Consider the following 16,891-nt stretch of genomic DNA (forward strand, 5'->3'; position numbering starts at 1 on the left):
CGCGCGATCCGACGGGATCGCGCGGCTCTTGTCGTCGAGGGGCCTGCGGACGGTCTCAGCGCCCGAAGATCCACAGGCACACGCCGGCCGCCACCCCCAGCAGCAGCACGGCGAGGGAACCGAGGAACGGGCGCGTCGCCCATCGGCGCCTGCCGTCGATCGCGATGCGTCCCGGCCCGGTGAGGGTGAGCGCCACCGCACAGGCCACGAGCAGGACCTCGTACTCGAATCCGGACGATTCGGTGGCGAAGTACTGGAGCCCCGGCTCGAGCTCGTGTTTGAACAGCACGGCGTTGACCATGATCGCGACGATCACGGCTGCAGCGATGGGGGTGAGAAGACCCAGCACGAGCAGTCCGCCGGCAGCGATCTCGCCGACTGCACCGGCGATCGCGAGCGCCGCCGGCTGCTGATAACCCGCGTCGCGCAGCGTGGCCTCGAAACCGTCCAGGCCCGGACCGTTCCACAGACCCGTCAGCTTCTGCAGTCCGTGCACGAGGAGGGTCGCACCGACCACCGCACGCAGTACGAACAGGCCCAGATCCAGCGTGCCGCGGCGAACCTTCACCGGCGGTTGCTCCCCGGCAAGCACCGCGCCGGCCGGTTCCGAGCCGTAGACCGGGTCCGGCCGATAGATCTGTTCGGTGGGCGGCGCGTAGGTGTCGTTGCCCGACAGGTTTCCCCCCGTGCCCGGGACGTCCTCCGGGTCGAGATACGAACTACGTGGTCGGCGCATCTCCAATGTCCGTTCGTCCTGCTGGTTGTCGTAGGGACTCGAACCTGCGTCCGGCACTCCACCGGTTTCCTTGTCGGCCACGCTCCCAGCGTAGGCCCGGCGCGGCCTCCGTACCCGGCATCCGCGGGCACGCGCGTCGTGCCGGTAACGTTTGCGGCATGACGTGGGGTGTGCAGTGGACGAGTTCGTGGGGCGGGCGCGTGGCGGCGGCCGCGCTGGCCGTCGGAGTCCTCGCCGTCCCCTCGTGTGCACGTTTCGACGACTCGACCACCACGCCGTTCACCCCGCAGCCCACATTCGACCCGGGACCGGGCGTGGGCCCTCTCGACCCCACCACCACGACGACCACCCCGAGTGCCTCTTCCCGCCCCCCGGGACCGTGCGTCGACCCCGATCCGGCGGTGGTCGCGACGTGCCTCGACGTCACCGGAGGTCTCGTCACGATGCCCGACGGGAACTCCGCGCTGGTCACCGAACGCCGAACGGGCCGGATCCTGCAGGTCGCGCCGGAGACGGAGCCGGTCGAGGTCGCCACGATCCCGGTCGACGGGTCCGGCGACGGCGGGCTCATGGACGTCACGCTCTCCCCCACCTTCGCGGAGGATCGGCTGCTCTACGCCTACATCACCACGGCCACCGACAACCGGGTGGTGCGGATCGCCGCGGGCGATACCCCCAAGGACGTGCTGACCGGAATCCCTCGCGGCACGTCCGGTAACGCCGGAGCGATCGAGTTCGTCTCACCGACCGAGCTCGCCGTGCTCACCGGCGACGCCGGGAACCCCTCTGCCGCAAATGATCCGAGTTCCCTCTCGGGCAAGCTCCTGAAACTTCCGTTGCCCGCCCCCGGCGCTGCGGCCACCCCGTCGGTGGTGCTGTCCGGGATCGGGACCGCCGGCGACGTGTGCCGCGATCCGAACGGCGCCCTGTGGGTCACCGACCGCACCCCGCTCGAGGACCGGCTCCAGCGAGTGGGCGTCGACGGCTCGACCGGCACCGGCCCGGCGTGGACGTGGCCCGAGCGGCCCGGTGTCGCAGGATGCGCGGCAGCACCGGACGGAATCGCGATCTCACTCACCGACGCGAAGGCCGTCGCAGTCCTCACCACCGACCCGGGCACGGGCGCGGTCACCGCCGCCCCGGTCCTCGCGGCGGAGGACCGCTACGGCATGCTCCGCGGCGCAGCCTCGTCCCCCGACGGACTTCTGTGGGTCTCGACGATCAACAAGACGGGCGCGGAGCCGGGTCCGAACGACGATCGCGTCGTCCGGATCCAGTTCCCCGCAGGTGGCGGCGGATTCGACTGATCCGGGTGCTCCGCCCGCCACCCACCGTCAGCTGCACGCGGCGATGACGAGTTCCTTGACCCGCGCCGGGTCGGCCTGGCCGCGAGTGGCCTTCATGACGTCGCCGACGATCTTGCCCGCGGCCTGAACCTTGCCCGAGCGGATCTTGTCGGCGATGTCGGGATTGGCGGCGAGAGCGGCGTCGACCGCGGCCTGCAGCGCCGAGTCGTCGCGGACGACCTCGAGACCGCGCGCAGCCACTACCTCGTCGGGCTCACCCTCACCGGCGAGCACGCCGTCGACAACCTGGCGGGCGAGCTTGTTCGTCAGCTTGCCCTCGGCCACGAGTGCGATGACGCGGGCGAGCTGCTCGGGCGTGATGGGCAGCTCGGCGAGTTCGACGCCACGGCTGTTGGCCTGCTGAGCCAGATACGCGACCCACCACGAGCGCGCCTCCGAAGCGGGCGCGCCGGCCTCCGTGGTCGCAATGACGAGGTCGAGCGCGCCGGCGTTGACGAGGTCGCGCATCTCCTCGTCGGAGACCCCCCACTCGGCCTGGATGCGGGCACGACGCAGCCACGGCAGTTCGGGCAGAGTCGCACGCAACTCCTCGACCCAGGCGGCATCGGGAGCGATCGGCTCGAGATCGGGCTCCGGGAAGTAGCGGTAGTCCTCGGCGGTCTCCTTACGACGACCGGGCGAGGTGGTGCCGTCCGCCTCCTGGAAGTGCCGGGTCTCCTGGATGATCTCGCCACCGGCGACGAGCACCGCGGCCTGGCGGCGCATCTCGTAGCGAACCGCCACCTCGACGGACTTGAGCGAATTGACGTTCTTCGTCTCGGTGCGGGTGCCGAACTCCTTCGCACCGATCGGCATCAGCGAGACGTTGGCGTCGCACCGCATCGAGCCCTGGTCCATGCGGACGTCGGAGACATCGAGCGCCTCGAGCAGGTCGCGCAGGGCGGTCACGTAGGCGCGAGCGACCTCGGGGGCCCGCTCTCCCGCACCCACGATGGGCTTGGTGACGATTTCGATGAGGGGCACACCCGCGCGGTTGTAGTCGAGCAGCGAGTGGCTCGCGCCGTGGATGCGGCCCGTGGCGCCACCGACATGCAGCGACTTGCCGGTGTCCTCCTCCATGTGGGCGCGCTCGATGTCGACCCGCCAGGTGGTGCCGTCGTCCAGGACGACGTCGAGGTAACCGTCGGTCGCGATCGGCTCGTCGTACTGCGAGATCTGGTAGTTCTTGGGCTGATCCGGGTAGAAGTAGTTCTTCCGCGCGAAGCGGCCCCACGGGGTGATCGAGCAGTTCAACGCGAGACCGATCCGGATCGCGGACTCGACCGCGGCCTGGTTGACGACGGGCAGCGCGCCCGGCAGACCCAGGCACACCGGGCACACCTGGGTGTTCGGCTCCGCACCGAAGGTGGTCGGGCACGGGCAGAACATCTTGGTGGCGGTGTGCAGTTCGACGTGCACCTCCATGCCCATCACGGGCTCGAACTTGGCGAGCACGTCGTCGTAGGCGAGCAGGTCAGCGGACACCGAGGCAGTCATGATCCCGATTTTAGACGGCGCCACCGGTGTCCCCGCGCGGCCTCACCCGAAGATGATCCGCATCTCCTGGTATCGCCGCTCCGGCACGTATTTCGGCTCGGCCAGCTCGTCGAAGTCGACGCGAGCGATGTCGGTGCCGTGCAGCGCCACCATATGACCCCAGTCCTCCTCGGCGACGAGATCGGTGACCGCCATGCCGAGGCGGGTCGCGAGGACCCGGTCGAAGGCGGTGGGAACGCCTCCCCGCTGGATGTGCCCGAGCACGGTCGCACGGGTTTCGATACCGGTGTGTTTCTCGATGAGCGGTGCGAGAAACTCCGCGACACCGCCGAGACGGGGCCGGTCGAAACCGTCGAGACCCTTGGTGGAGTACGCCTCCTCCATGTGAGGAAGCCGGAAACCTTCCGCGACGACGACCATCGGTGAACGCCCGCGGTCCCGGACACTGGTCACCCACTCGCAGATCTGTTCGAGGCTCTCCGGATGTTCCGGAATGAGGATCGCGTGCGCACCCCCCGCAGTCCCCGCGTGCAGTGCGATCCAGCCGGCATGCCTGCCCATGACCTCGAGCACCATGCATCGCTTGTGCGAGTTGCCGGTGGTGCGGAGACGATCGATCGCCTCGGTCGCGATCTCGACCGCGGTGTCGAATCCGAAGGTGTAGTCGGTGTGACTGAGATCGTTGTCGATCGTCTTGGGCACGCCGACGATACGGATTCCTTCACCGAACAGCCGTTTCGACGCGGCAGCGGTGCCCTCTCCACCGATGGCGATCACCGCGTCGACGCCGAGCCGGTCGAGCGTCTTCTGGATGTTCTGCGCGCCCCCGTTCGGTCCCTGATACGGGCCGAAGCGGCTGGTACCGAGGATTGTGCCGCCCTGCTGGGCGAGACCTCGAACACGGCTGCGATTCAAGGGGATCGCATCACCTTCGACGAGCCCGCGCCAGCCGTCGAGAAAACCGACGAACTCCTGGCCGTGCACCTCGGTTCCCTTGAGCACCGCACCGCGGATGACCGCGTTCAGTCCGGGACAGTCCCCACCACTGGTGAGAATGCCGATTCGCGTCACGGACTACCTCCCGTCGGATGGACCAGTACTGCACCGCCATCCTGCCCGTTCGGCGTCGCGACGGCAGCCCGATTCAGCCGGGTGTGACGAGACCGGACTCGTAGGCCAGCACCACCGCCTGCGCCCGGTCCCGCAGGTGGAGCTTCCCGAGTACCTTCCCGACGTGCGTCTTCACCGTCTGCTCGGCGACGAACAGGCGCTCCGCGATCTCTGTGTTGGACAGCCCGTGCGCGATCAGTTCGAGAACCTCGAGTTCGCGCGGGGTCAGCTGCTCGAGCACCCGATCGCGGCCCCTGCCGGGCCGGCGTCTGCTGGTGACGTCGGCGATGAGCCGTCGCGTGACGGTCGGCGCGAGCAGCGCCTGTCCGTCTGCGACGACCCGCACGGCGCGGACGAGTTCGTCGGCGGGTGCGTCCTTGAGCAGGAACCCGCTCGCGCCCATCCCGAGCGCCTCGTACACGTAGTCGTCGAGATCGAAGGTCGTGAGCATGAGCACCTTCGATCTCGGCTCGCGGGTGTCGGCGAGGATGTGCCGGGCCGCATCGAGACCGTTCATCTCGGGCATGCGCACGTCCATGAGGACCACGTCCGGGCGTAGCCTCGCCACTTCGGACACCGCAGCCCGGCCGTCCGGTGCGTCGCCCACGACGCTGATATCGGGCTGGGCACCCAGCAGTGCGCCGAAGCCCTGCCGGACCATGGCCTGGTCGTCGGCGATGAACACGGTGATGGCAGGTCGCGGTTCGGTCACCGGCACCACCCTAGGCCTCGAGCAGCACCGGGAGAACCGCTCGTACCTCGAAGCCACCGCCCTGCCGCGGATGCGCCGTCAACTGCCCGCCCACGACGGCGGCACGTTCCGCCATCCCACGGATACCGTTGCCCCCGCTACGGTCCTGGTGGCCGATGGTGGGAGGCCCCACCGCCGCGGGTCCGTTGATCACCTCGACGGTGACGGCCCCCGGTTCCCACGCCAGCCGAGCGCGTACCGGGGCACCCGGCGCGTGGCGCGCCGAGTTCGCGAGCGACTCCTGCAGGATCCGGTAGACCGTCAACCCCACGGCCTCGGAAACTCGGTCGGGCGCACCGGTCGCCTCCGTCTCGAGCAGCATTCCTGCCCGCCTCGCGGAGTCGAACAGATCCTCGATGCTGTGCAGACCCGGCTGGGGCTCGTGCTCCGGGAGCTGACCGTCGCTGCGCAGCACACCGAGCAGGGTACGGACCTCGTTCAGAGCCTCCCGTGCGGCGGACCCGAGTGCGTCGAATTCGGCACGCACCTCGTCGTCGACACCCGGAAGCCGGTAGGGCGCACTCTGCGCCTGCACGACGATCATCGACATGTGATGGGCGACGATGTCGTGCAGGTCGCGCGCGATGCGCGCTTTCTCCTCGAGAATCGCGCGACGCGCACGTTCGTGTTCGCTGGCCTCCTCTTCACGAGCGAGTTGCCGGCGGGACAGGAGCAGCCAGCGCACCAGCAGGCCGAACACGACGAGCGCGCCGATCCCGATCCCCCACCCCCACCCGTCTCGACCGGGCACGAACGCAGCGAACAGCAGGGTCGTCGCCACCCAGACGACGAGCACGATCCGGATCTCCTCGTGGACGGCGACCGCGAACAGCAACGTGAGCATCACGAGGATGTGGACGACCTGCCAGGGATAGCCGTACCCCTCGACCGGGTCGTAGGCGAGGGCGACGAACAGGGCGGTCGCGGCGCTGATCGCCCAGCCCAGTGCAGGACGGATGAACACCAGCGCGAACGGGAGGACGGCCGCACCCGAGATCAGCGGCAGGACCGGAGGCGATATGTCGTGGGTCAGACGCAGCGTCGGCCAGGCGACCGCATAGAGCATCAAGGTGACAGCGACAGCGATGACGATGCTCCATCGCCCGCGCCCCCAGGCGCGGGCAGCGTTCACTCCCGATCGTGCAAGCTGTTTCACATTCCTCACGCTAGAAGCTGCGGTCTCGACTGTCCTCATACCGGAGAGTGAGATCCCCGTAGCTCCCCGGAGTGGTGCCGACCGCACCGAGATCACTCCGGCGCGGGGTCCGCCGCAGGGCCGCGTGTTCCTAACGTCGCCGGGCATGACAGTGAAATCCGTAGCGGCGCGCGCTGCCTCGGTCACCTTCCTCGCTACCGCCGTGCACCTCCTCGTGCCCGGATCGTTCGCTCACTCCAGCCCGCCCGCGGCGGAGAACGCCGCGGCCGCCGCGACCGTCACCGCCCTCGCCGAGGAGGACACCTCGGGTGCCGTGTCGTCCTTCCCCGGTGATTTCACCACCGTGATGGGCTACTCCCCGATCGTGGAGTCCCGGGCCGGGTCGACATCTGTGCTCGCCGATCCCGACGGGGATTGTTCCGCCCTGGTGCCCCTCCCCGATTCATTCGAATCTGCTTGCCGGGTCCACGATCTCGGCTACGACCTCCTCCGGTACGCGCGCACGACCGGCGGTGAGCTCGGTTCCGGTGCCCGGCGTGACCTCGACGCGTTGTTCGCTCGCCACCTCGAGACCGCGTGCCGACCCGAGCCCGACGTCGCCGCCTGCTTGCGGATGGCCGGAGTTGCCTCTGCCGCCGTGGAATTCAACTCGTGGCGGCAGGGACACCGGAGTCCCGTCGCGGAATCACCGTGGCCCCCGGCCCTCGTCGCAGGCTCGGCGCTCCTCGTCTTCACCGCACGGAAGGTACGACGATGACGATCCTCACCGTGGTTCTCGCCGCAGTGATCTCACTCGCTCCTTCCCTGCTGCCCAGGGCGTCGTTCGTGCAGGGTGCCGTCACGGGAGTGACGATCGTGGTCGCTCTGCTGACAGTGCGGCTCGTCGTGGCGGTACTGCGCCGGAGCGGACGAGCTCCTCGATCCGGACCGGCCGAACTCCGCCTGCCCGAGGCATTCGTCGGGGCGGCCGTGGTGCTGCTCGCGGCGGCCGGTGCCCATCGGTGGCAGAACCGCCTGCGGGAGGCGATGTCGCTGCCGGCCCTCGACGCACGGTACTGGCTCGAGGCATCGGCGGTCGCCGCGCTCGTCGCGGCCGCCCTGCTCGCCGTTCCACACCTCGTGCGCGTGCTCGCGCGACGCCGTCGGACGGCAGCGGTCGGTGTCGCGGTGCTGGCAATCTCCGCCGCCACGGTGTCCGCGTCGCCGGGTGGGTCGATCGATACCGTCTCCTCACCCACCACGCTCTCGGCCGGCCTCTCCGGCAGTGCGGACTCGGCCGTCTCCTGGGACGAGCTGGGACGCGAAGGACAACGGTTCGTGTCCTTGCCCGCGCACAACTCCCCGATCCGGGTCTACGTGCCGTTGTCGGCCGCACCGGATCCCTCCGCGCGGGCCGCCCTCGCCGTGGACGAACTACGCCGGGCCGGCGCGTTCGGACGGGCACACCTCGTGGTGGCCGTACCGACAGGTTCGGGATGGGTCGACGCGGCCGCGGTACGCGGGTTCGAGGACCAGTGGGGAGACGACGTCGCGCTCGTCGCGCAGCAGTACGCGGATCTTCCGAGCTGGGCGGCCTTCCTGCTCGATCGGGCGGCAGCGAGCGAGGAGGGCCGAGCGCTCGTCGCCGCGCTGCGCGCCCATCTGTCCACGCTTCCGGAGGAGCGGCGTCCCGACTTGCACGTCTACGGGCAGTCGCTCGGAGCGCTGGGAGCCGGCGCCGCCTTCACGGACACCGAACCCGGGCCGTGCGAGCTCTTTCTCACCGGCCCGCCTGCGGGCGTTCGCACGGCGGGAGCGTCCGTCCTCGCGAACGCGTCCGATCCGGTCGTGTGGTGGCAACCGTCGCTGTTGTGGTCGCCGCCGGATCTGTCGCACACGCGCACCGATGCCCCCGCACCACCCTGGCTGCCGGTGGTGACCTTCGCCCACACGACGGTGGACCTGCTCACCTCGCTCGTCGCACCGACCGGGCACGGACACCGCTACGGCGACGATCAGACGCAGTGCTCCGCACAGTCGGGATAGACGGCGACCCGCCGGCCGGTGGTACGGCACGACGGGTCGCTGTCCGAAGCCGATCAGGCGACGATGGGTCCCCGGGCGGCTTCGAAGGCCGCGCCGACGCGGTACAGGCGCTCGTCGGCCAGGGCGGGAGCCATGATCTGCAGGCCGACCGGAAGACCGTCGTCCTCCGACAGTCCGGACGGGACCGACATCGCACAGTGCCCGGCCAGATTGGTCGGCAGCGTGCACAGGTCGGACAGGTACATCGCCAGCGGATCGTCGACCTTCTCGCCGAGCTTCCACGGTGTGAACGGGCTCGTGGGCGAGACCAGCACGTCGACCTGTTCGTACGCCTTGTCGAAGTCCTGCGCGATGAGGGTGCGGACCTTGAGCGCCTGACCGTAGTAGGCCTCGTAGTAGCCGGAGGACAATGCGTACGTGCCGATCATGATGCGGCGCTTGACCTCCTTGCCGAATCCGGCGGCGCGGGTCGCGGCCATGACCTGCTCGGCGCTCATCGCGCCGTCGTCGACACGCATGCCGTACCGCATGGCGTCGAACCGGGCGAGATTGGAGGACACCTCCGACGGCAGGATCAGGTAGTACGAGGCGAGCGCGTACTCGAAGTGCGGGCACGACACCTCGACCACCTCTGCGCCGAGTTTCGTGAGCATCTCGACCGCCGCGTCGAAGGACGAGAGCACACCCGGCTGGTAGCTGTCGGAATGGAGCTCCTTGACCACACCGACCTTGAGACCCTTCAGGTCGCCCGCGGCGCCCTGGCGTGCGGCCTCGACGACGGGACGCACGGGAGCGTTCACCGACGTCGAGTCGCGCGGGTCGTGCCCGGCGATGACCTCGTGCAGCAGTGCCGTGTCGAGCACGGTTCGGCCGCACGGCCCGCCCTGATCGAGCGACGAGGCGCAGGCCACCAGGCCGAACCGGGAGACCGTTCCGTAGGTGGGCTTGGTACCGACGGTCGCCGTGACGGCGGCGGGCTGGCGGATCGACCCGCCCGTGTCGGTGCCGATCGCGAGCGGCGCCTGGTAGGACGCGAGGGCCGCGGCGGAGCCGCCGCCGGAGCCGCCCGGGATACGCGTGGTGTCCCACGGATTCCGGGTGGGGCCGTAGGCCGAGTTCTCCGTGGACGAGCCCATCGCGAACTCGTCCATGTTGGTCTTGCCCAGAATGGGGATGCCCGCCTCGCGCAACTTCGTCGTGAGCGTCGCGTCGTAGGGCGACACCCAGCCGTCGAGGATCTTCGAGCCGCAGGTCGTCGGCATGTCCGTGGTGGTGAAGACGTCCTTGAGCGCGATCGGGACACCCGCGAGGGCGGACGCCGGCTTCTCGCCTGCCGCGACGGCACGGTCGACCTCGGCCGCTGCTGCCAGCGCCTGCTCGGACGCGACGTGCAGGAAGGCGTTGTACTCCCCGTCCACCTCGGCGATGCGATCGAGGTGAGCCTGGGTGACCTCCACCGAGGACAACTCACCGGCGTGGATCTTCGACGCGAGGGTCGCGGCGTCGAGGCGTGTCGTATCGGCGCTCATTCGCCCTCTCCCAGAATCTGCGGCACCGAGAAGCGGTTCTCCTCCACGGCCGGTGCACCGGACAGTGCTTCCTCGGGCGTGAGACCGGGCGCGATGACATCGGGCCGCGTCACGTTGGTGACGGCGTTCGGATTCGCCATGGGCGCCACATCGTCCGCGGCCACCTCGGACACCGCCTTGACGTGGTTGAGGATCGAATCCAACTGACCGGCGAACTCGTCGAGTTCGGCATCGGTCAGCGCAAGCCGGGACAACCGGGCGAGATGCGCGACCTCGTCACGGGAGATGGCAGGCACCGTAAGTGGCCCCTTTCCGATGGAGAGTGAACGTCCTGTCCAGGGTAATGCGTCCTGGATACGGCGGTGCAGGCGGTGTGACGGCCCCTCCCGTGTCCGAGATGTTTCGGCTTTCGCAACGCTGGGTTGCATTCGCGTGACACAACCGGCCCTGACCCGGCATTCGGGGGTGCGCGGCAAATCTTCGTCGTCGCAGCGTCCCGAAGGAGGGGTGCGAGGTGCAAGGATGTGCTCTGCCGGAGACCGACACGGGCTCCGGGCCGGCACGCGAGTGCCGGAGGATCGGGGCCGGTGGCCCCCTTGCCACGGGGCCGGTGGCCCCTCGACTCGGGAAGGACCCACGTGTCGTATCTGTTGCGTGTCCGGCTCCCCGATCGTCCGGGTAGCCTCGGCTCGCTCGCCCTGGCGCTCGGTTCGGTCGGTGCCGACATCCTGTCGCTCGACGTCGTCGAACGGGGCCGGGACTTCGCAATCGACGATCTCGTCGTCGATGTCGAACCCGGGAAACTGCCCGACACGCTCCTCACCGCAGCGGAGGCGCTCCCCGGAGTTTCGGTCGACTCGATCAAACCCTATGCCGGAATCCTCGACACGCACCGCGAACTCGAACTGATCGATCACATCGCCGCCGCGCGCGACGATCGCATCCAGATCCTCGTCGACGGAGCCCCCCGGGTGTTGAGGGTCGGCTGGGCGACAGTCCTCGGCATCGGGCCGAACGGCGTCTACCGCATCGCGGGGAGCCCGGGCTCGCCCGAGACCCATCTGAGCGGCGTTCCCTGGATGCCTCTCGACGAGGCCACCGTGCTCGACCACACCGGCGACTGGGTTCCGCAACTCTGGCGGGACATGGACACGATGCTCGCGGCAGCGCCCCTCGGGTCGTCCGAGCGGGTTCTCGTGCTCGGACGACCCGGTGGCCCGGAATTCCGCCCGTCCGAGATCGCGCGGATCGGTTACTTCGCCGGCATCGTCGGCACCGTACTCCGGTAGCACCCCGCCTCCGGCGAGCAGTTCGGATCAGACCTCGATGGGCGGATACAGCCGTTCCATTGTGTACCGCCGGTTCCGCCGGACCGACAGCGCGCTCGCGGTCAGGGACAGGAACAGCAGGCCCGAGAGGACGGCGATCGCGATCCACAGCCGCGAATCGATCTGTTCGGCCACCGTGAGCTGACGCAGCCCGTTGACCGCGTAGGTCATCGGATCGAAGGGGTGGATGTACTGGAACGGTTTGGCCGTGGTGGGCACCGGATAGATACCACCGGCCGACACCAGTTGCAGCATGAGGAAGGCGAGCGTCACGACGCGACCGACCGCGATCCCGAACACCGCATTGAATGCCTGGATCATCGCCAGATAGGTGGCCGAGACGAGCATCAGGAACAGAATCGTCCCCAGGACGTGCTTCACGTCGAGACCCACACCCAGGTGCACCACCGCGTACATCACGATCACCTGGAGGATTCCCACGAGCAGCGCCGGCCAGTAGGACGCCAGAACCGTGCGGTAGGCACCGAGCCCGGCGACGGTCGGCCGCGACTGCAGCGGGGTGAGAAGCATCCAGACGATGATGCCGCCGACGAACAGGGCCAGCGGGAGGAAGAAGGGGGCGAATCCCGTACCGAAGGTGGATGCTTCGTTCGTGTAGTCGCGCTGCAGGGACACCGGGGCCGCCAGCGTCTCCGCCGTGGCGGTGCGCTGTGCGTCCGTCCAGCTCGGCACCTGTTTCGCGCCTTCCCCCAGCGCCTGGGCCAGTTCCTGGGAACCCGACTGCAGTTCGACCATGCCGGAGGACAGCTGCCCGGCTCCGTCCGCGAGCCGGAAACTGCCGTCGGTGAGCTGGACGAGGCCGGAATTCAGGGCTTTCGCGCCCGAACTCAGTTCGTCGACACCGCTGCGCAATCGCTCCACATCGGCCGCGAGATCACCGCTCGTCAGCAGCGCGAGACCGCTCTGCAGTGGGCTGTTCGGATCGGTGAGCTGGTATTCGAGTTCGCGCGCCTCGCCCTGCAGGCGCTGGATCTCCGCGCGCAACGCTTCGGCTTCCGCGATCGCCTGTTGCCCGCTCAGTGGAGACAGGACGGCGATGGCCTGCTGGACGAGCGGATCCGAACTCAGATTCAGGATCGCCAGGACCTGGTCGACGGCCTGGTTCACGGCGGACGGCGGCACCCTCGCTTCGAGGGCTTCGAGCGATGCCCGCAATTCGGTCGCCTGCGCGGCCAGACCGGACAGGCTTCCGCCCTCGATCGAGTTCAGCAGCGGGCCTGTCACACCGTCGACCGTGGTGGCGAGTTCGTCCGCGCCGGAGGCGAGCTGTGCCGACCCGTCCCGGGCGGTGACGAGGTTGTTCGCGAGGTCCCGTGAGCCCGAGGCGAGCTGATCCGCACCGTTCTTGGCGGTGCCGATCCCGTCCTCGAGCCGGCCGGCCCCGGAAGCGGCCTGTTCCAGACCGGAACCGGCCGACTCCAGACCGGTGAGGACGGTGCCGACACCTTCGGCCCCGATGGTCGAGTTCAGCTGTCCGAGCACCTGTTCGGACGCATCCTGTCCGATGATGCTCGCGAGGTAGTTGTTCGCGTCGTTGAACGTGAAGACGAGATCGGCCTTCTCGGGATCGTCGCCGCTCGGAGACTCCACTGCTTCGCTGAAGTTCTCGGGAATGGTGATGGTGTAGTAGTACTTCCCGTCGGCCAGCCCCGAGACGGCCTCCTGCTCCGACACCTCGACGAGATCGAGTTGACCCGACCCGACGAGCGACTTCACCACTTGATCTCCGACGTCGACCTGTTCGCCCGTGGACGACCGTCCGCTGTCGTTGTTGACGATCGCCGCGGGAATCTTGTCGACCGCAGCGAACGGATTCCAGAACGCCCACAGGTACATGGCTCCGTACAGCAGCGGCATGAGAATGATGGTGACGATCGCGATCCGCGGCAGCGTGCCCCGGAAGTACCGCTTCGAATCGCTGCCGAGCGAAAGTCCTGCGAGCACTCGATCACCTCCTCACGGTGAGCACACCGACGTCGCCGGGGCCGAGCAGATCGTGCATGTCCACCACGGACGTCACTCCGACGGCGGGATCGACGGGATTGACGTCACCGGTGATGACCGACTGGGTCTTTCCCAGGGCCACGAGCCGTTCGAGCAACTTCGCGTGTTCGGCGTCGTCGGAGACCTTGTCGGTCCGGCCGACGACCAGCAGGGGTGGTCGGCGCGTGTTCGCCACCGAGATCCGCAGCAGTAACTGCTGGAGTTCGGGTAGATCGTCGATGAACGCCCCGAGAGCCGGGAGCGGTACGTCGCCGAAGACCTCCCCGCACATGTCGGCGACACCCTGTTCGTCCACCCGCGGAACAATCTTGTACCAGCGCGAATCCCATCGTTTCTGCTCGGTCACGAGATCGCGGACGGTGACCGAGGGGCGTACTCCGTCGAGTTCGTTCAGGCAGGCGATCGCCGAATTCGCGATCACCTTGCGGGGCCGGTTCTCGAAGCCGAGGACCGTCAGCGAACCGCGGGTCAGACGCATCCTGCCGCACAATGCCATCAGCAGCGCAGTACGTGCGGCGCCCGGCGGTGCCGCCAGAACCGTCACGCCCCCTTCGTCGATGTCGAGGTCGAGGGGGCCGAAGACGTGCCCCCACGGCCCGTGCAGTTCGATTCCACGAGCCGATACGAGGGTGCCGGTGTCCTTGTCCGACAGGAAATGCGCGGGAGGGCCGAGCTCCTCCGTCACGTAGTCGGAGCTCTCCTGCGAAGACGAGGAGTCGTTGTCCGCATCCGCCGCAGGCGGATTCCCCACGGGGGGTCCGGACAGATCCTCACCCCATGCTCCCACGTCTTCGTGCCTTCCGTTCCGAGTCATCGAGCGCCCTTGTTACTGCCTCGTTGTCCCTACGGCGGATCGTGTTCGTGGGCGATCCACCGCCCGGTTCTCCGTCACGATGCCGTGCGCGCAGAATGTTCTCTGCTCACGGAATGTTCTCGACGTTGCGTCCATTCTTCACGATCACCGCATATTCGTTGCCGGATCGGAGATCGGTCTCCGATCCGTGCCGGATCGGTGACGTCCGCGGCGCGGGGTCGTGCGGCTCCGCCGCCACGGAGATCCACGGTTCGAGCAGCAGTTCGTCGCTGTGTGCGGGACAATGCCGGCCGCCGAGTTCGGCGCACCGGTGCCGTGGTGCGGGCACGACGGATCGACCCTTGATGCGCGGGCAGGGTCACCTTCGCACGGAATTCGGAATCGACTCCGAATAGAGGCGGTCACAGGGTCTTTCGAGACGAATATTTCGGCAGTACCGCGGTGGCAGGGCCGGAATCCGGTCAGTCTCCGGATCCGCCGTCATCGAGTGTTGCCCGTGCGGCCTCGGGGCCTTCGTCGAGCAGAACCCGGAAGGCGTCCTCGTCCAGGACCGGGACGCCGAGATCGGCCGCCTTGTCGGCCTTCGATCCCGGATTGTCGCCGATCACCACGAAAGCGGTCTTCTTCGACACCGATCCGACCGCCTTCCCCCCACGAGCCAGGACGGCCTCCTTGGCCTGGTCACGAGAGAACCCGGCAAGGGTGCCGGTGACGACGATCGACAGTCCCTCGAGTGTCCTCGGGATCGATTCGTCGCGCTCGTCGGCCATGCGCACCCCGGCCGCCGCCCACTTGTCGACGATCGCGACGTGCCAGTCGACGGTGAACCAGTCGACCACGGCAGCTGCGATCGTGGGGCCCACGCCCTCGACGGCCGCGAGCTCTTCGACGGACGCCGCCCGGATGTGCTCGAGGCTGCCGAACTCGGTGGCCAGCGCACGTGCCGCGGTCGGTCCGACGTGCCGGATGGACAGGGCGACGAGCACGCGCCACAGCGGCTGCTCCTTCGCCTTGTCGAGGTTCTGCAGCAGGCGTTCGCCGTTCTTCGACAACACGCCCTTCGTGGTGCGGAAGAAGGGTGCCCGTTCGAGATCGTCCTTCGTGAGGGAGAACAGATCGCCCTCGTCCGAAATGATCTCGGCTCGCAACAACGCGGTGGCCGCTTCGTAACCGAGGGCCTCGATGTCGAACGCTCCCCTGCCCGCGACGTGGAAGACCCGCTCGCGTAACTGCGCCGGGCACGACCGCGCGTTCGGGCACCGCAGGTCGACGTCGCCCTCCTTCGCCGGGGCGAGCGGCGTGCCGCACTCGGGGCATTCCGACGGCATCTCGAAGGCGTACTCGGAGCCGTCGCGCAGATCGACGACCGGGCCGAGCACTTCCGGGATCACGTCACCGGCCTTGCGGATGACCACCGTGTCGCCGATCAGCACGCCCTTGCGCTCCACCTCGGACGCGTTGTGCAGCGTCGCCAGCGAGACCGTGGACCCGGCGACGGTGACCGGTTCCATGTAGGCGAACGGCGTCACGCGTCCGGTGCGTCCGACACTGACGCGGATGTCGAGAAGCTTGGTCGTGACCTCCTCCGGGGGGTATTTGTAGGCGATCGCCCACCGCGGGGCGCGGGAGGTGGCGCCGAGGCGGCGATGCAGCCCCATGTCGTCGATCTTCACCACCAGGCCGTCGATCTCGTGCTCGATGTCATGCCGGTGCTCACCCCAGTAGCGCATCCGCTCGACGACCGCCTCGGCATCCTGGACACGGGCGGTGTGCGGGGAGACCGGCAGCCCCCAGGCCGCGAAGGCGGCATAGGCCTCGGACTGCGAGCGGGGCTCGAAGCCCTCCATCCGGCCGTAGCCGTGGCAGTACATGCGCAGACGCCGGCGCGCGGTGACGGCGGGGTTCTTCTGCCGCAGGGAACCGGCAGCCGAGTTACGGGGATTGGCGAAGGGTGGCTTGCCCTCCGCGACCAGCCCGGCGTTGAGCGCCTGGAAGTCCTCGAGGCGGAAGAACACCTCACCCCGGACCTCGAGCAGGGTCGGAACCGGGTATTCGTCGCTGCCGGTGAGCTTTACGGGAACATCGTCGATGGTGCGGGCGTTGAGGGTGACGTCCTCACCGGTGCGGCCGTCGCCGCGGGTCGCGGCGCGCACGAGTTTGCCGTCCTCGTAGACCAGACTCAGTGCGACACCGTCGATCTTCACCTCGCACAGATAGTCGGGGTGGGCGCCGGTCTCGGTCTCGGCGCGCGCGAGCCACGCGCGCAATTCGTCCTCGGTGAAGACATTGTCGAGGCTGAGCATCCGCTCGAGATGTTCGACGGCACCGAACTCGGTGGCGAAGCCACCGCCGACCAGCTGGGTGGGCGAATCCGGGGTGCGGAGTTCGGTGTACTGCTCCTCGAGCGCCTGCAATTCCCCGAGGAGCGCGTCGAACTGACCGTCGGAGATGATGGGCGCGTCGCGCACGTAGTAGCGGAACTGATGTTCGCGCACCTGCTCGGCGAGATCCTGCCAGCGCTCACGCGCCTCCGGAGGAGCGGTGATGGGTGCGTCCGTCGGTTCACTCACAGCC

15 protein-coding genes are annotated in these 16,891 nt (G+C 68.6%); 4 read left to right on the plus strand and 11 right to left on the minus strand.

What is annotated here, in order from left to right; all coding sequences use genetic code 11:
• Nucleotides 1-55 precede the first annotated feature (55 nt).
• On the minus strand, nt 56-817 hold the full coding sequence (locus MOM01_RS19445) for a DoxX family protein (protein WP_241387071.1): 762 nt from the start codon (nt 815-817) through the stop codon (nt 56-58).
• Nucleotides 818-894: 77 nt separating this feature from the next.
• Here MOM01_RS19445 and MOM01_RS19450 point away from each other — a divergent pair, with 77 nt between their 5' ends.
• On the plus strand, nt 895-2,043 hold the full coding sequence (locus MOM01_RS19450; RefSeq protein ID WP_241387072.1) for a PQQ-dependent sugar dehydrogenase: 1,149 nt from the start codon (nt 895-897) through the stop codon (nt 2,041-2,043).
• A 27-nt stretch (nt 2,044-2,070) separates the two neighbouring features.
• On the opposite strand, the gene gatB is transcribed toward MOM01_RS19450, so the two are convergent.
• The 4 genes from gatB to MOM01_RS19470 form a co-directional block, all read right to left on the minus strand.
• The gene (gatB, locus tag MOM01_RS19455; protein ID WP_241387073.1) at nt 2,071-3,579 is read right to left on the minus strand and encodes an Asp-tRNA(Asn)/Glu-tRNA(Gln) amidotransferase subunit GatB; all 1,509 of its coding nucleotides are present in this window, start codon (nt 3,577-3,579) and stop codon (nt 2,071-2,073) included.
• 42 nt (nt 3,580-3,621) lie between these two features.
• Entirely contained in the window at nt 3,622-4,650 is a 1,029-nt protein-coding gene (locus MOM01_RS19460; RefSeq protein ID WP_241387074.1) for a 6-phosphofructokinase, read from the minus strand.
• A gap of 73 nt (nt 4,651-4,723) precedes the next feature.
• Nucleotides 4,724-5,401: a response regulator transcription factor gene (locus tag MOM01_RS19465; protein ID WP_308197014.1), complete on the minus strand. Its 678-nt coding sequence runs from the start codon at nt 5,399-5,401 to the stop codon at nt 4,724-4,726.
• A gap of 10 nt (nt 5,402-5,411) precedes the next feature.
• The gene (locus MOM01_RS19470) at nt 5,412-6,635 is read right to left on the minus strand and encodes a sensor histidine kinase (RefSeq protein ID WP_374112335.1); all 1,224 of its coding nucleotides are present in this window, start codon (nt 6,633-6,635) and stop codon (nt 5,412-5,414) included.
• A 106-nt stretch (nt 6,636-6,741) separates the two neighbouring features.
• On the opposite strand from MOM01_RS19470, the gene MOM01_RS19475 reads away from it, so the two are divergent.
• On the plus strand, nt 6,742-7,353 hold the full coding sequence (locus MOM01_RS19475) for a hypothetical protein (RefSeq protein ID WP_241387076.1): 612 nt from the start codon (nt 6,742-6,744) through the stop codon (nt 7,351-7,353).
• Entirely contained in the window at nt 7,350-8,621 is a 1,272-nt protein-coding gene (locus MOM01_RS19480) for an alpha/beta-hydrolase family protein (protein WP_241387077.1), read from the plus strand. Before MOM01_RS19475 ends, MOM01_RS19480 begins: the two co-directional genes overlap by 4 nt.
• A 53-nt stretch (nt 8,622-8,674) precedes the next feature.
• Here the strand turns inward: MOM01_RS19480 and gatA are convergent, their stop codons facing one another.
• Both gatA and gatC read right to left on the minus strand, forming a co-directional pair.
• Nucleotides 8,675-10,150, minus strand: a complete 1,476-nt coding sequence (gatA, locus tag MOM01_RS19485) for an Asp-tRNA(Asn)/Glu-tRNA(Gln) amidotransferase subunit GatA (protein ID WP_241387078.1) — start codon at nt 10,148-10,150, stop codon at nt 8,675-8,677.
• Nucleotides 10,147-10,446, minus strand: coding sequence for an Asp-tRNA(Asn)/Glu-tRNA(Gln) amidotransferase subunit GatC (gene gatC / locus MOM01_RS19490; RefSeq protein ID WP_241387079.1), 300 nt, complete (start codon nt 10,444-10,446; stop codon nt 10,147-10,149). Before gatC ends, gatA begins: the two co-directional genes overlap by 4 nt.
• Before the next feature lie 342 nt (nt 10,447-10,788).
• Between gatC and MOM01_RS19495 the strand changes: the two genes are divergently transcribed.
• Nucleotides 10,789-11,439 (plus strand): amino acid-binding protein, encoded by a 651-nt coding sequence (locus MOM01_RS19495; protein ID WP_241387080.1) that lies wholly within the window; start codon nt 10,789-10,791, stop codon nt 11,437-11,439.
• A 27-nt stretch (nt 11,440-11,466) separates the two neighbouring features.
• Here MOM01_RS19495 and MOM01_RS19500 read toward each other — a convergent pair whose 3' ends face one another.
• The 4 genes from MOM01_RS19500 to ligA form a co-directional block, all read right to left on the minus strand.
• Nucleotides 11,467-13,443, minus strand: a complete 1,977-nt coding sequence (locus MOM01_RS19500) for a YhgE/Pip domain-containing protein (protein ID WP_241387081.1) — start codon at nt 13,441-13,443, stop codon at nt 11,467-11,469.
• Between the two features lie 4 nt (nt 13,444-13,447).
• Nucleotides 13,448-14,254 carry a hypothetical protein gene (locus MOM01_RS19505; protein WP_241387082.1) on the minus strand — a complete coding sequence of 269 codons (807 nt, stop codon included), beginning with the start codon at nt 14,252-14,254 and terminating at the stop codon, nt 13,448-13,450.
• A 169-nt stretch (nt 14,255-14,423) separates the two neighbouring features.
• Nucleotides 14,424-14,645 carry a hypothetical protein gene (locus tag MOM01_RS19510; RefSeq protein WP_241387083.1) on the minus strand — a complete coding sequence of 74 codons (222 nt, stop codon included), beginning with the start codon at nt 14,643-14,645 and terminating at the stop codon, nt 14,424-14,426.
• 133 nt (nt 14,646-14,778) lie between these two features.
• On the minus strand, nt 14,779-16,887 hold the full coding sequence (gene ligA / locus MOM01_RS19515) for an NAD-dependent DNA ligase LigA (RefSeq protein ID WP_241387084.1): 2,109 nt from the start codon (nt 16,885-16,887) through the stop codon (nt 14,779-14,781).
• Between the last annotated feature and the right edge of the window lie 4 nt (nt 16,888-16,891).

It is taken from the genome of Rhodococcus sp. CH91, from assembly GCF_022554085.1.
Lineage (GTDB): Bacteria > Actinomycetota > Actinomycetes > Mycobacteriales > Mycobacteriaceae > Rhodococcus.